15 protein-coding genes are annotated in these 13,269 nt (G+C 65.5%); 8 read left to right on the top strand and 7 right to left on the bottom strand.

Features of this window, described 5'->3' with window-relative positions; all coding sequences use genetic code 11:
• Positions 1-78: 78 nt before the first annotated feature.
• Entirely contained in the window at positions 79-1,035 is a 957-nt protein-coding gene (locus ACO6VM_RS14535) for a zinc ABC transporter substrate-binding protein (protein ID WP_125462078.1), read from the bottom strand.
• 18 nt (positions 1,036-1,053) lie between these two features.
• On the opposite strand from ACO6VM_RS14535, the gene zur reads away from it, so the two are divergent.
• The 4 genes from zur (at position 1,054) to ACO6VM_RS14515 (ending at position 3,920) form a co-directional block, all read left to right on the top strand.
• Positions 1,054-1,539: a zinc uptake transcriptional repressor Zur gene (zur, locus tag ACO6VM_RS14530; protein WP_110995015.1), complete on the top strand. Its 486-nt coding sequence runs from the start codon at positions 1,054-1,056 to the stop codon at positions 1,537-1,539.
• A complete protein-coding gene (gene znuC / locus ACO6VM_RS14525; protein ID WP_110995056.1) occupies positions 1,536-2,309 on the top strand; it encodes a zinc ABC transporter ATP-binding protein ZnuC in 774 nt (257 codons plus the stop codon). The genes zur and znuC overlap by 4 nt, the downstream gene beginning before the upstream one ends.
• Positions 2,302-3,084, top strand: coding sequence for a zinc ABC transporter permease subunit ZnuB (gene znuB, locus ACO6VM_RS14520; protein ID WP_401056049.1), 783 nt, complete (start codon positions 2,302-2,304; stop codon positions 3,082-3,084). Before znuC ends, znuB begins: the two co-directional genes overlap by 8 nt.
• A gap of 128 nt (positions 3,085-3,212) precedes the next feature.
• Entirely contained in the window at positions 3,213-3,920 is a 708-nt protein-coding gene (locus ACO6VM_RS14515) for a PA5502 family lipoprotein (protein ID WP_401056047.1), read from the top strand.
• A gap of 76 nt (positions 3,921-3,996) precedes the next feature.
• Here ACO6VM_RS14515 and katE read toward each other — a convergent pair whose 3' ends face one another.
• A complete protein-coding gene (katE, locus tag ACO6VM_RS14510) occupies positions 3,997-6,141 on the bottom strand; it encodes a catalase HPII (protein WP_401056045.1) in 2,145 nt (714 codons plus the stop codon).
• Between the two features lie 224 nt (positions 6,142-6,365).
• Between katE and ACO6VM_RS14505 the strand changes: the two genes are divergently transcribed.
• From ACO6VM_RS14505 to ACO6VM_RS14495, 3 genes are all read left to right on the top strand, one after another.
• Positions 6,366-7,373: a methionine ABC transporter ATP-binding protein gene (locus tag ACO6VM_RS14505; protein WP_110995011.1), complete on the top strand. Its 1,008-nt coding sequence runs from the start codon at positions 6,366-6,368 to the stop codon at positions 7,371-7,373.
• Positions 7,373-8,044 (top strand): methionine ABC transporter permease, encoded by a 672-nt coding sequence (locus tag ACO6VM_RS14500; protein ID WP_110995010.1) that lies wholly within the window; start codon positions 7,373-7,375, stop codon positions 8,042-8,044. The genes ACO6VM_RS14505 and ACO6VM_RS14500 overlap by 1 nt, the downstream gene beginning before the upstream one ends.
• A gap of 64 nt (positions 8,045-8,108) precedes the next feature.
• Positions 8,109-8,879, top strand: coding sequence for a MetQ/NlpA family ABC transporter substrate-binding protein (locus tag ACO6VM_RS14495; RefSeq protein ID WP_390970051.1), 771 nt, complete (start codon positions 8,109-8,111; stop codon positions 8,877-8,879).
• A gap of 158 nt (positions 8,880-9,037) precedes the next feature.
• On the opposite strand, the gene ACO6VM_RS14490 is transcribed toward ACO6VM_RS14495, so the two are convergent.
• Genes ACO6VM_RS14490 through ACO6VM_RS14470 form a run of 5 tightly spaced genes read right to left on the bottom strand, consistent with a single transcriptional unit; the run spans position 9,038 to position 12,921 of the window.
• Entirely contained in the window at positions 9,038-9,670 is a 633-nt protein-coding gene (locus ACO6VM_RS14490; RefSeq protein WP_125462071.1) for an SCO family protein, read from the bottom strand.
• Positions 9,667-10,566 carry a heme o synthase gene (gene cyoE / locus ACO6VM_RS14485; protein WP_125462070.1) on the bottom strand — a complete coding sequence of 300 codons (900 nt, stop codon included), beginning with the start codon at positions 10,564-10,566 and terminating at the stop codon, positions 9,667-9,669. Before cyoE ends, ACO6VM_RS14490 begins: the two co-directional genes overlap by 4 nt.
• Positions 10,551-11,624, bottom strand: a complete 1,074-nt coding sequence (locus ACO6VM_RS14480; RefSeq protein ID WP_401056040.1) for a COX15/CtaA family protein — start codon at positions 11,622-11,624, stop codon at positions 10,551-10,553. Before ACO6VM_RS14480 ends, cyoE begins: the two co-directional genes overlap by 16 nt.
• 9 nt (positions 11,625-11,633) lie before the next feature.
• Positions 11,634-12,212 (bottom strand): hypothetical protein, encoded by a 579-nt coding sequence (locus ACO6VM_RS14475; RefSeq protein ID WP_401056039.1) that lies wholly within the window; start codon positions 12,210-12,212, stop codon positions 11,634-11,636.
• Entirely contained in the window at positions 12,178-12,921 is a 744-nt protein-coding gene (locus ACO6VM_RS14470) for an SURF1 family protein (protein WP_390970059.1), read from the bottom strand. The genes ACO6VM_RS14475 and ACO6VM_RS14470 overlap by 35 nt, the downstream gene beginning before the upstream one ends.
• A 62-nt stretch (positions 12,922-12,983) precedes the next feature.
• On the opposite strand from ACO6VM_RS14470, the gene ACO6VM_RS14465 reads away from it, so the two are divergent.
• On the top strand, positions 12,984-13,187 hold the full coding sequence (locus ACO6VM_RS14465) for a twin transmembrane helix small protein (RefSeq protein ID WP_125462066.1): 204 nt from the start codon (positions 12,984-12,986) through the stop codon (positions 13,185-13,187).
• Positions 13,188-13,269: the final 82 nt, after the last annotated feature.

Below are 13,269 nucleotides of genomic sequence, written 5' to 3'. Positions count from 1 at the left end.
CGTGGGAGCGGGCTTGCCCCGCGCTGGCGGTAGCAACTTCACCATCGCTATCGCGGGGCAAGCCCGCTCCCACGAGGGTCACAGCTGCTCCAGGCACCCCGCCAGATCGCCACCCAGCTTCTCCAGCAAGCGCTCGTAGCCCTTGGCGTCTACCGGATCAGTGCCGCCCAGGGCATCCAGCTCGGCCAGCCGCACCGGAAGCCCCGCCGTCAGCGTCTCGGCCAGGCGCGGGCGCAGCGGCGGCTCGCTGAACACACACGTCTTGCCCACTTCCTGCAGGCGCTTGCGCATTGCGGCGACGTGCTGCGCGCCCGGCTGCACTTCGGCAGCGACACTGAATACGCCGGTGTGCTTGAGGCCATAGTTGGCCTCGAAGTAGTCGAACGCTTCATGGAATACGAAATACGGCTTGCCGGCGATCCCCGCCACGCGCTGCTTGATGCGCAGGTCCAGGGCATCCAGGCGCTCGACGAAGGCTTTCAGGTTGCCCTGGTAACGGGCCGCATTGGCCGGGTCGGCCGCCGCCAGGTCAGCGGCCATCTTCGTCGCGATCACCCGCGCGTTGACCGACGACAGCCACAGGTGGGCATCGAGGCTGCCCGGGCGGTGGTCATGGTCGTGATCGTCGTGGTCGTCTTCGTCGTGAGAGTGGCTGTCCTCACCGAAATGACGCAGTTGCATGCCAGCCAGCGACTGCACGGCCACGGTGGGCTTGCCGCGGCTGCCCAACACGCGGGGCAGGAAGCTCTCCATGTCCGGGCCGATCCAGTACAACAGGTCGGCATCGCCAACCTTGCGCACGTCAGACGGGCGCAGCGCGTAGTGATGCGGGGAGGCACCCGGCGGCAGCAGCACATCCGGGCTGCCGACACCGTCCTGCACCGCGGCGGCAATCTGTTGCAGGGGCTTGATGCTGGTCAGCACGCGCACGTCGGCCTGGGCCGAACAGGCGATGAAAGCGACAAACAGGGCAAGGAATCGGGACACGGTAGCTACTCGGCTCGTCAGAAACAGGTAACATAATAACGTCTCCATCCTGAACCGTCGCTGCCCATGTCCATCACGCCGCTGGCCCACCGCCCTCACGATCACTCCCACTGCGTGCACAGCGCACTGGCCGAGGCCGACACGTTGTGCACCCGTCAGGGCCTGCGCCTGACCGCCTTGCGCCGCCGCGTGCTGGAGCTGGTGTGGCAGAGCCACAAGCCGCTGGGTGCCTACGACATCCTCGCCGTGCTCAGCGAGCAGGATGGCCGCCGTGCGGCGCCGCCAACCGTGTACCGCGCCCTCGACTTCCTGCTCGACAACGGCCTGGTGCACCGCATCGCCTCGCTCAACGCCTTCATCGGCTGCAGCCACCCCGAGCACGCGCACCAAGGCCAGTTCCTGATCTGCCGCGAGTGCCACGTGGCCATCGAGCTGGAGCAGGACAGCATCAGCGACGCGATCATCGCCAGCGCCAAGGGCGTGGGCTTCAGCGTCGAAACCCAGACCGTGGAAATCGTCGGCCTGTGCGCCAACTGCCGGGGCGCGGCATGAGCGACGCCCTGATCCGCCTTGAGCAGGTCGGCGTCAGCTTCGGTGGTGAAGCGGTGCTCGACAGCATCGATCTGGCGGTGGCACCGAAGCAGATCGTCACCCTGATCGGCCCCAACGGTGCCGGCAAGACCACCCTGGTGCGCGCCGTGCTGGGGCTGCTCAAGCCGCACCGCGGCAAGGTCTGGCGCAAGCCCAAATTGCGCATCGGCTACATGCCGCAGAAAATCCAGGTAGACCCGACGCTGCCCCTGTCGGTGCTGCGCTTCCTGCGCCTGGTGCCCGGGGTAGACCGCGCGGCAGCCTTGTCGGCGCTGCAGGAAGTCGGTGCCGAGCAGGTGATCGACAGCCCGATCCAGACCATCTCCGGTGGCGAGATGCAGCGTGTGCTGCTGGCCCGCGCACTGCTGCGCGAGCCCGAGCTGCTGGTGCTGGATGAGCCGGTGCAGGGTGTCGACGTGGTCGGCCAGACCGAGCTGTACAACCTCATCACCCGTCTGCGCGATCGCCATGGTTGCGGCGTGCTGATGGTCAGCCACGATCTGCACCTGGTGATGAGCACCACCGACCAGGTGGTCTGCCTCAACCGCCACGTCTGCTGCTCGGGCCACCCAGAGCAGGTCAGCGGCGACCCGGCCTTCGTCGAGCTGTTCGGCCAGAACGCCAAGAGCCTGGCCGTCTACCACCACCATCACGATCACAGCCACGACCTGCACGGCGCAGTGATCGCCCCTGGCGCCCATGTTCACGGAGAGCACTGCAAGCATGGCTGATTTTCTTCTGTATGCCTTGCTTGCCGGCCTGGCGCTGGCGCTGGTGGCCGGCCCCCTCGGCTCGTTCGTGGTGTGGCGGCGCATGGCCTATTTCGGTGACACCCTGTCCCATGCCGCGCTGCTCGGCGTGGCGCTGGGCCTGGCCCTGGATGTCAGCCCGGCGCTGGCGGTGACGGTCGGCTGCCTGTTGCTGGCGCTCCTGCTGGTGACCCTGCAACAGCGCCAGCCGCTGGCGTCCGACACCCTGCTCGGCATCCTCGCCCCCAGCACCCTGTCGCTGGGGCTGGTGGCGCTGAGCTTCATGCACGACGTGCGGATCGACCTGATGGCCTACCTGTTCGGTGACCTGCTGGCGATCAGCACCACCGACCTGGCCTGGATCCTCGGTGGCAGTGCGCTGGTGCTGGTGCTGCTGGCGGTGTTCTGGCGCCCCTTGCTGGCCGTCACCGTGCACGAGGAGCTGGCGATGGTCGAGGGGCTGCCCGTGGCGGGCCTGCGCCTGGCGTTGATGCTGCTGATCGCCGTAGTGATCGCGGTAGCGATGAAGATTGTCGGCGTGCTGCTGATCACCTCGTTGTTGATCATCCCGGCGGCCGCGGCACAGCGTCACGCCCGCTCACCGGAGCAGATGGCCCTGGGCGCCAGCCTGCTGGGGGTCACGGCCGTGTGCGGGGGGTTGGCCATGTCGTGGTTCAAGGACACCCCCGCCGGGCCGTCGATCGTGGTCTGCGCGGCGGTGCTATTCTTGCTGAGCCTGGCGTTGCCAAAGCGCTGAAAAATCAGGCTGTGAACCAACGCAGCCTGCAACCTTTACGCAGGTTCAAGGTCAATCAGACCTATTTTCGAGCGTGCGCACCTGGGTGTAGACTTGCTCGCTTTTTGCGCAAATAGAGAGTCGCAGGAATGAAGCCGTTCGCCTCACGTTATCTGCTTGTTGCCGCGTTTTCCCTGTTCCTGACGGCCTGCGCCAGCACGCCCGCCGAGCAGCCGGCCGCGCCTGCCCAACCGGATGCCTGGCAGCAGCTGGAGCAGAACATCGCCAGCAATGAGCTGGCCACTGCCGAAGATCAACTCGCCGCCCTGCAAGCCCAGGCACCCGACGATGCGCGCCTGGAGCCTCACCAGCGTCAGCTGGCCGAAGCCTATCTGCGCCGCAGCCAGATCGTCCTGCAGAAAGGCGATGTGAATGCCGCCGCCACCGCGCTGGCCCGCGCCCGTGCACTTATGCCGCAAGCACCGGCCGTGACCGGTGGCGACACCATGGCCCATGCACGCAAGGCCGAGCTGGAAAAGGCCGAGGCTGCCCTCAAGGCCGCTGCGGCACAACCCAAGGCCCGGCTGCTCGACCCGACCGCTCCGAGCACCGTGGTCGCCCTGAAGACCACCGACAGCCGCGCCCTGCGCCGCCAGCTCGATGACATCGCCGCCGACGTGGTGAACTACCAGTGCGACGTGGTGTTCCAGGTGCCCCGCACCCAGGATGCGCCCTGGCTCAAGACGCTGCTGCACAAGCGCGTGCACAAGCTCGACAGTGGCTTCGTGCTGAACCAGAAGCACGAGATCCAGCGTTCGCTGCCGGCGCAGGTGGTATTGATCCCCCACCAGCAGTGAATCAATCGCGGGGCAAGCCCGCTCCCACGCCGTTCGCAATCTGGCGTGGGAGCGGGCTTGCCCCGCGATGTTTTGCCTAGGCCGGCACAGATTCGGCAGCCGCCTCCCGCACCCACACCCGGTGCCCTTCAACAGCCTTGAAGAACTGCTCGAACACCTTCTGCTGATCCCCCAGCAACAATCCCGCATCCTCCTTCAACCCCAATGTGTTCAACAGCAGCTTGCCGTCCACGGCCAAACCCATGGGCTTGAGGTGCTTGTAAGCCTCCAGCAGGAAATGCCTGGCCACACCACTGCCCTGCAGCGCTTCCAGCGAAGCCTTGCCAGCCGGCACCCACACCCCGTCGAACATGACCGACGGCATGCCCTCCATGGCGGCATCCACCGGCAACAGCTGGCCATCAGTGGTCTTCACCGGCGCCGAAGTCGGCCCCAGCAACATGGGCCGGGCACTCTGCGCCTCCAGGGCCTTGACCACCTTGTCGACGCTGGCGCCGTCCACGCCATTGGCCACCAGCACGGCGACCTTGCGCCCCTTGATACCAATGCTCCCCAGGTGACTCATCTGGCTCAAAGCCTTTGACTGCGCCGGCTTGCTGCCTTTTACCTTGACCGTCCCTGCCTTGGGCGCCGGCAGCCCGAGGTTGCTTGCCACCGCCGCTGCCAGCTGCAGATCAATGTTGGCGAGTATTTCGTTCACCTCCCGCACCCGGATCACCTCACGCTCCACCTTGCCCAGCTCGAAGCTGTAGGCCTTGATGATGTGCTGCTGCTCGCTCGCGCTCATGCTCTGGAAGAACAGCCGTGCCTGGGAGAAGTGGTCAGCGAACGACGCACTGCGCTGGCGAATCTTGTTCGCGTCGATGCGTTCCTGATAACTCTCGAAGCCACCTTGCTGGGCAGCGGGCGGCGTCTCTTTCGGCCAGCCACCATCGATGCTGTTCGGCTCGTAGGCGGCGCGGCCCTTGTCGAGGGTCATGCGGTGCATGGCATCGCGCTGGCTGCTGTGGTTGGGCGCGATTGGCCGGTTGATCGGGATTTCGTGGAAGTTCGGTCCACCGAGGCGGCTGATCTGCGTGTCGGTGTAGGAGAACAGCCGGCCCTGCAGCAAGGGGTCATTGCTGAAATCGATGCCCGGCACGATATGCCCGGGACAAAAGGCAACCTGCTCCACCTCGGCAAAGAAGTTGTCCGGGTTGCGATCGAGCACCATCTTGCCCAGCGGGGTCACCGGCACCAGCTCCTCGGGGATCAGCTTGGTCGGGTCGAGCAGGTCGAACTCGAACTTGTGCTCATCGGCCTCGGCAACGACCTGCACGCCCAGCTCCCATTCGGGGCAATTACCGGTCTCGATGGCCTCCCACAGGTCGCGGCGGTGGTAATCGGCGTCCTTGCCGGCCAGCTTCTGTGCCTCGTCCCACAGCAACGAATGCACGCCCTGGCGAGGCTTCCAGTGGAACTTGACGAAGCTGGCCACGCCGTCGGCATTGACCAGGCGGAAGGTGTGCACGCCAAAGCCCTCCATCATCCGCAGGCTGCGCGGGATGGCGCGGTCGGACATGGCCCAGATGACCATGTGCGCCGTCTCTGGCACCAGCGAGACGAAGTCCCAGAACGTGTCATGGGCCGAGCCGCCGGTGGGCATCTCGTTGTGCGGCTCGGGCTTCACTGCATGCACGAAGTCGGGGAACTTGATCGCGTCCTGGATGAAGAACACCGGCATGTTGTTGCCAACCAGGTCGAAGTTGCCTTCGTCGGTGTAGAACTTCACCGCAAAGCCGCGCACATCACGCACGGTATCGCCCGAACCGCGTGGCCCCTGCACGGTGGAAAAACGCACGAACACCGGGGTGATCTTCTCCGGGTCCTGCAGGAAGCCGGCCTTGGTCAGTTCGGCATGGCAGCCATAGCTTTGAAAGTAGCCATGGGCGCCGGCACCCCGAGCGTGGACGATACGTTCGGGGATGCGCTCATGGTCGAAGTGGGTGATCTTCTCGCGCATGATGAAGTCTTCGAGCAGCGACGGCCCGCGCGCGCCAGCCTTGAGGCTGTTCTGGTTGTCGGCGACCTTGACGCCCTGGTTGGTGCGTAGCGCCTGCCCCGTGGCATCGCTGCGAAACGCTTCCAGGCTCTGCAACTTGGCATTGGTATTGGCCCGGTCGGGGGTATCGGTGCCCGCTACTTGGCTTTCCTTCGGCTGCGGCGCTTTCTTGCTGGCCATGTTCGGCTCTCCTCATCAGTCTTCAGGCTGCCCGTACGGGCTTGTTCAACTAGTGACTGGGAGGGCTTGGCGAGCGTTCAATCAGGATTGCCGGTTGTCGCGTTATGCCCAACGGATTGGACAGATCACAAATAAATGCTAAGAACGCCTATGGGAAAAGGCTAAAATGCGCGACCCCAGCTAACCGCTGACCCAAATTCCATGCGCCCCACAAGGTTCGCTCAGTGATCGAGTTTCAAAACGTCCATAAGACCTACCGCGTCGCCGGTAGGGATATCCCGGCCCTGAACCCGACCAGCCTGACCATCGAAGATGGCCAGGTGTTCGGCCTGATCGGCCACTCCGGCGCCGGCAAGAGCACCATGCTGCGCCTGATCAACCGCCTCGAGGCCCCGAGCGGCGGCAAGATCATCGTCGACGGCGAAGACGTCACCGCCTTCGATGCCAACCAGCTGCGCCGCTTCCGCCAGCAGGTCGGGATGATCTTCCAGCACTTCAACCTGCTGGCCTCCAAGACCGTCGCCGACAACGTCGCCCTGCCGCTGGTGCTGGCGGGCGAGCTGCCCCGCGCCGCAATCGACAAGCGCGTGAGCGAGCTGCTGGCCCGCGTCGGCCTTTCGGAGCACGCCAAGAAGTACCCGGCCCAGCTGTCGGGCGGGCAAAAGCAGCGTGTCGGCATTGCCCGCGCCCTGTCCACCAACCCCAAGATCCTGCTGTGCGACGAGGCCACCAGTGCCCTCGACCCACAAACCACCGCTTCGGTGCTGCAACTGCTGGCCGAGATCAACCGCGAACTCAAGCTGACCATCGTGCTGATCACCCACGAGATGGACGTGATCCGCCGGGTCTGCGACCGCGTGGCGGTGATGGATGCCGGGCAGATCGTCGAGCACGGCCCGGTGGCCGAGGTGTTCCTGCACCCGCAGCACGCCACCACCAAGCGTTTTGTCCAGGAAGACGAGCAGGTCGACGAGAACGACCAGCGCGACGACTTCGCCCATGTGCCGGGGCGCATCGTGCGCCTGACCTTCCAGGGCGATGCCACCTATGCGCCGCTGCTGGGCACCGTGGCCCGCGAAACCGGGGTCGACTACAGCATCCTTGCCGGGCGCATCGACCGCATCAAGGACATCCCCTATGGCCAGCTGACCCTCGCCCTGATCGGCGGGGACATGGACGCGGCATTCGCCCGCTTCACTGCAGCTGACGTACATATGGAGGTACTGCGTTGATGGACGCCCTGAATTTCTTCGCCAACGTCGACTGGGCCGAAATCTGGCTGGCCACCGGCGACACCCTGATCATGCTGTTCACCTCGCTGGTGTTCACCGTGCTGCTGGGCCTGCCCCTGGGCGTGCTGCTGTTCCTGTTCGGCCCACGGCAGATGTTCGAGCACAAGCAGATCTATGCGGTGATGGCGACCATCGTCAACATCGTGCGCTCGCTGCCGTTCATCATCCTGCTGATCGTGATGATCCCCGCCACGGTGCTGATCACCGGCACCTCGCTGGGCGTCGCCGGGGCCATCCCGCCGCTGGTGGTGGGGACCACGCCATTCTTCGCCCGCCTGGTGGAAACCGCGCTGCGCGAAGTGGACCGCGGCATCATCGAGGCAACCCAGTCGATGGGCGCCACCACCCGCCAGATCATCTTCAAGGCGGTGCTGCCTGAAGCCATGCCGGGCATCATCGCCGCCACCACCGTCACCGCCATCACCCTGGTGTCCTACACGGCCATGGCCGGTGTGGTCGGCGCCGGCGGCCTGGGCGACCTGTCGATCCGCTTCGGCTACCAGCGTTTCCAGACCGACGTGATGATCGTCACCGTGGTGCTGCTGGTCATCCTGGTTCAAGTCCTGCAGATGATCGGCGACAAACTGGTTGTGCATTTTTCCCGTAAGTAACCCCAATGGGGTCGGCCCGGCCGACCCGTTCGGGGGCCGTCGCGGCCCTCACAAGGAGTGATCAATGAAGAAGCTGCTTGCTGTTGTCGCCGCCGTCGCGGCCTTCTCGGCCCACGCCGAAACCCTGACCGTCGCCGCCACCCCGGTGCCGCACGCCGAGATCCTCAACTTCGTCAAACCGCAACTGGCGAAAGAGGGCGTGGAGCTGAAGGTCAAGGAATTCACCGACTACATCCAGCCGAACGTGCAGGTGGCCGAAAAGCGCCTGGACGCCAACTTCTTCCAGCACCAGCCGTACCTGGATGAGTTCAACAAGGCCAAGAAGACCAACCTGGTCAGCGTCACCGGTGTGCACATCGAGCCGCTGGGCGTGTACTCGGCCAAGGTCAAGAAGCTCGACGAACTGGCCTCCGGTGCCACCGTGGTCATCCCCAACGACGCCACCAACGGCGGCCGCGCCCTGCTGCTGCTGGACAAGGCCGGTGTGATCAAGCTCAAGGACAACAAGAACATCCTGTCGACCGTGAAAGACATCACCGGCAACGACAAGGGTCTTAAATTCCGTGAGCTGGAAGCGGCCACCATTCCGCGCGTGCTGACCCAGGTCGATGCGGCCCTGATCAACACCAACTACGCGCTGGAAGCCAAGCTCAACCCTGAGAAGGACGCGCTGGCCATCGAAGGCAGCGACTCGCCGTACGTGAACATCCTGGTTGCCCGCCCGGACAACAAAGACTCCGACGCCATGAAGAAACTGGCTGCGGCGCTGCACTCGCCTGAGGTGAAGCAGTTCATCACCGAGAAGTACAAAGGCGCTGTGGTTCCGGCGTTCTGATCAAAGCCTGAAACGATCGCGGGGGGGGGGGGGAGGGACAAAGAGAACACGGGGGGAAGAGGGGCGACCGGGAGTTTCATAACCCGTCCGGGTACACCCCCCCCCCCCCCGCCCCCCCTGTGGGAGCGGGCTTGCCCCGCGATGTTTTCAAGCCTCGATCAATCCCGCTTGACCAGCCCCGGCAACTGCGCCACCAGCTTCTGGTTGTTGAACGGCGCACGAATGAACCCGCGCTGGCGCCCATCCGGCCCCACGACCGCCAGGTTGCCGCTGTGATCCACGGTGTAGCCCGGCTTGCTGGTATCGGCCGGAATGAACGGAATGCTCAGGCCGTTGGCCAGCTTCTGGGTATCCTCGATAGTCCCCGTCACCCCGACGAAATCCTTGTCGAAATAGCCCAGGTACTGCTTGAGCTGGTTCGGCGTGTCGCGGTTCGGGTCGACGCTCACCAGCACCACCTGCAAGCGCTCCCACGCCTCTTTCGGCAGCTCGCTCTTCACCTGGCGCAACTGGGCGAGGGTGGTCGGGCAGATGTCCGGGCAGTAGGTGTAGCCGAAGAACAGCAGCGACCACTTGCCCTTGAGCTGGTCCATCGCAACGGGCTGGCCATTCTGGTCGGTCATCGACACATCCGGCACGGTGCGGCTTTGCGGCAGCAGGATGATGCCGGCGTCGATCAGTTCAGTGGGGTTCAACTGCCCCCGGTCACTGAGCACCTTGTTGACGGTCAGGCCCATGATCAGCGCGACCAGGGCAACAAGGATGAATACGGTTTTCTGGGTTCGGGTCATAGGTTCAGCAACAAGTAGTGGTCAACGAGCAGGGCGATGAACAGGGCGAACAGGTAGCCGATAGAGTACTTGAACGTGTTGATCGCCGCGTGCGGCCGGGTGCCACGGTACAACACCCAAGCCCAGTGCAGGAAGCGCAGGCCCAGCCCCAGGGCACAGGCCAGGTACAGCGGCCCGCTCATGTGGATGGCATAGGGCAGCAGGCTCACCGCCAGTAAAATCAAGGTGTACAGCAGGATATGCAAGGCCGTGTAACGCTCACCGTGGGTCACCGGCAGCATCGGAATATCCGCTTTTTCGTACTCGCCCCTGCGGTGAATGGCCAGGGCCCAGAAATGCGGTGGGGTCCAGGCGAAGATGATCAGCACCAGCAACAGCGGCTCGGCACTCACATGCCCGCTGACCGCCACCCACCCCAGCAGCGGCGGGGCCGCGCCGGCCAGGCCACCGATCACGATGTTCTGCGGCGTGGCACGCTTGAGAAAGCCGGTGTAGAGCACCGCATAGCCCAGCAGCGAGGCCAGGGTCAGCCAGGCGGTCAGTGCATTGGTGAAGGCCAGCAGCAAGCCCATCCCCGACATCGCCAGCAGCGCGGCGAAGCACAGCGCTGGCAGCGGCGCCACCCGGCCCTGGGCCAACGGGCGTTTGTGGGTGCGGGCCATCAGTGCGTCGATGCGCCGGTCCAGCACATGGTTGACCACCGCCGCGCCGCCCGCGCACAGGGCGATGCCCAGGTTGCCGAACAGCAGCACGCTCCAGGCCACGCCGGCACGGGTGGCGAGGAACATGCCCACCAGCGAGGTGATCAGCATCAGCACCACCACCTTGGGCTTGGTCAGTTCCAGGTAGTCGCGCCAACCGGCGCGCTGTCGCTCAGCGCTCAGAAGCGTCGCCACGAATCGTTCCTCATGTGATGGGTGAGGCCCACGCCGGTGACCGGGGTCAGGCGCCAACCTTGGCCTACGCGCACCTTGTCGGCCACGCGGATGCGGTAGTTCACCAGCACCATGCTCAACAGCAGCAGGGCGCCGCCGGCGTTATGCGCCACCGCCACGGCCAGCGGCAGGTGCAGCAGTACGTTGCTGATGCCCAGGCTCAATTGCAGCCCCAGGGCCAGCAACACCAGGCGCGCCAGGCCGCTCAGGCCATGGCGCTGGAGCTTCCAGCCGAGCAGCAGCAGCACCGCCGTCACCAGCAACGCGCCCAGGCGATGGCTGATATGGATCGCCGTGCGCGCATCGCTGTCCAGCTGCCCGCCCAGGTAGTTGGGGCCGACATGCTGGGTAAGGTGGAAGCCGTTGCTGAAGTCCGCCGCCGGCCACCACTGGCCGTGGCAGGTGGGCAGGTCGATACAGGCCACCGCCGCATAGTTGGCACTCACCCAACCCCCCAGGGCGATCTGGCCGATCACCACCAGCAAGGCCAGGGCGGCTATCCGGCGCAGGCTCAAAGGCAATTTAGGGAGTGGCGCAAAGGCCCGGGATAGACGCAGGGATAACAGGAAAAGCAGGCTCAGGGTGGTGAACCCGCCGAGCAGGTGCGCGGTGACCACCTGCGGCCACAGCTTGAGCGTCACCGTCCACATGCCGAAGGCTGCCTGGGCCAGTACCACCGCCAGCAACAACAGCGGCAGTCGATAAGGCTGGCCATCGCGGGCATGCCGGCGCACGGCCTGGAAGGCGAGCAGGGCGATCACCAGCGCCAGGCTGCCGGCGAAGTAACGGTGGGTCATCTCGGCCCAGCCCTTGGCCTCTTCCACCGGGTGCTCGGGGAAGTGCAGTTCGGCGTGGGCCAACTGCGCCTCGCTCTTGGGCACGCTGATGAAGCCGTAACAACCCGGCCAGTCGGGGCAACCGAGGCCGGCGTGGGTCAGGCGGGTGTAGGCGCCGAGCAGCACCACCAACAACGCCAGCAGGGTGGCGAACACGGCAAGGCGAAATCCAGGTCTGGCCATGGCAGGCTCCTAGCCAATGTTGGACAGCTTGAGCAGGTGGCGCAGGTCGTCCAGCACTTTCTTGCCGTTGACCTTGGCGTCGTAGCGCAGCACCAGGTTGCCGTGGGGGTCGACGATCCACAGCTGCGGGCCGGGCTCGCCGACCTGCTGTTGGTAGCGCTGGCTATCCAGCGGGTAGCGTTGCAGCTGTGGGTATTCACGACCGAGCACGGCCTGGTAATCCGCATCGAGTGCCTGCGCGGCGGCCAGGGCATGGCTGGCGCGGCTGGCGTCGCGGCCCAGGCCCACCTGGATCTGCCGGGCCAGGTACACCAGCTGTCGGCAGTCCTCGGCGCAGGCCTGCGGGGCGCTGACCAACAGCTGCCAGCGCTGGTCCTGGGCATCGATGCCAATGTCGGCGCGGCTCTGGCCATTGCCGATCATTACCCCATGGAAGTTGCGCCCCTCCGGCACCCAGAACTGCAGCTTGTACATGCTGGTGGCGAGGATCATCGGCCCCAGCACGACGAACAGGATCAACAGCAGCTGCAAGCGCCCGCGGGCCTTGCGTCCTTCAGGCACGTTCAGTGGACTCGTGGCGGCGGCCATGGCGGTTCTCCTTGTTGTGGTTGTGCCAGCCGAAATACAGGTAAAGCAGCACCAGCGTGGTGGCCAGGGCAAACCACTGCACGGCATAGCCCAGGTGCTTTTCCGGGCCCATGGCGACCACCGGCCAGCCCAGTCGGTAGCTGGCCGGCCCAGGCTCCAGGCGCAGCTCGTGGGCGAAACCTTCACGCCCGAGCAGTTGCCAGAGGCCGGCCGGGTCGACGGCAGTCAGCAAATGCGGCCACTGGCCGCCGGCGGGGTCGGGGTGCAGCTGGAAGGTCTTGCCGGGTGCCACATAGACCGAGGCATCCAGCGCCAGGGGTTGGTCGGGTGTGACGAACTGCACCGGCACCCGCCGATCCGGCCAGGGCAACCAGCCGCGATTGACCAGCAGCCACTGGCCGCTGGCCTGGTCGTGGAAGGGCTGCAGCAGTTCGACGCCGGCCTGGCCGTCGCGCATCTGGTTGTCCAGCAGCAGGCTGTGGCGGGCGTCGAAACGGCCATAAAGGTGCACACGGAAGAAGGCAGGGTCGGGCAACTGGGCAAGCTGGGCGGCGGCCAGTGGCGCCTCCACCTGGCGTTCGGCGTAGCTGTCCATCAGGGCGCGCTTGTCGTCGGCCCGGCCCAGTTGCCAGAAGCCAAGCGCGATCAGCCCCGGCAGCAGCGCGAGCACCACCAGGGTCGGGATCCACCCAGGGCGAAACGGCTTCACCGTGGCCCCGCAAGGTCGAACGCTATACTTGCACTCATCACCGCATCCCCCGGAGTCTCGTCATGCTCAAGGCCGCGATAGTCCTGATGCTGCTGGCCACTGTCGCCAGCCTGTTCAGTGGCCTGGTGTTCCTGGTCAAGGACGACGACCAGTCGACCCGGCTGCTCAAAGCCCTCACCGTGCGCGTCACCCTGGCGGCCCTGACCATCGGGCTTGTAGCCTGGGGCTTGATCAGCGGGCAGTTGGTGTCACACGCGCCGTTTTGACATCACCTGGATCCCCGTGGGGGGGGGGGGGGGGGGGGGGGGGGGGGGAGGAGGGGGGGGACGAAGAAGAAAGCGAAGCTCA

The sequence above is a fragment of the Pseudomonas sp. GZD-209 genome (genome assembly GCF_049310485.1).
In the GTDB taxonomy this organism is placed as follows: Bacteria; Pseudomonadota; Gammaproteobacteria; order Pseudomonadales; family Pseudomonadaceae; genus Aquipseudomonas; species Aquipseudomonas sichuanensis.
The sequence above is the reverse complement of the archived record's forward strand: the minus strand, read 5'-3'. Positions and strand labels throughout refer to the sequence as shown.

Excerpts from the sequence above, each read along its gene's own strand:
- ACO6VM_RS14535 (WP_125462078.1), bottom strand. The coding sequence starts at position 1,035 with ATGGAGACGTTATTATGTTACCTGTTTCTGACGAGCCGAGTAGCTACC.
- zur (WP_110995015.1), top strand. The coding sequence starts at position 1,054 with ATGTCCATCACGCCGCTGGCCCACCGCCCTCACGATCACTCCCACTGC.
- znuC (WP_110995056.1), top strand. The coding sequence starts at position 1,536 with ATGAGCGACGCCCTGATCCGCCTTGAGCAGGTCGGCGTCAGCTTCGGT.
- znuB (WP_401056049.1), top strand. The coding sequence starts at position 2,302 with ATGGCTGATTTTCTTCTGTATGCCTTGCTTGCCGGCCTGGCGCTGGCG.
- ACO6VM_RS14515 (WP_401056047.1), top strand. The coding sequence starts at position 3,213 with ATGAAGCCGTTCGCCTCACGTTATCTGCTTGTTGCCGCGTTTTCCCTG.
- katE (WP_401056045.1), bottom strand. The coding sequence starts at position 6,141 with ATGGCCAGCAAGAAAGCGCCGCAGCCGAAGGAAAGCCAAGTAGCGGGC.
- ACO6VM_RS14500 (WP_110995010.1), top strand. The coding sequence starts at position 7,373 with ATGGACGCCCTGAATTTCTTCGCCAACGTCGACTGGGCCGAAATCTGG.
- ACO6VM_RS14495 (WP_390970051.1), top strand. The coding sequence starts at position 8,109 with ATGAAGAAGCTGCTTGCTGTTGTCGCCGCCGTCGCGGCCTTCTCGGCC.
- ACO6VM_RS14490 (WP_125462071.1), bottom strand. The coding sequence starts at position 9,670 with ATGACCCGAACCCAGAAAACCGTATTCATCCTTGTTGCCCTGGTCGCG.
- ACO6VM_RS14480 (WP_401056040.1), bottom strand. The coding sequence starts at position 11,624 with ATGGCCAGACCTGGATTTCGCCTTGCCGTGTTCGCCACCCTGCTGGCG.
- ACO6VM_RS14475 (WP_401056039.1), bottom strand. The coding sequence starts at position 12,212 with ATGGCCGCCGCCACGAGTCCACTGAACGTGCCTGAAGGACGCAAGGCC.
- ACO6VM_RS14465 (WP_125462066.1), top strand. The coding sequence starts at position 12,984 with ATGCTCAAGGCCGCGATAGTCCTGATGCTGCTGGCCACTGTCGCCAGC.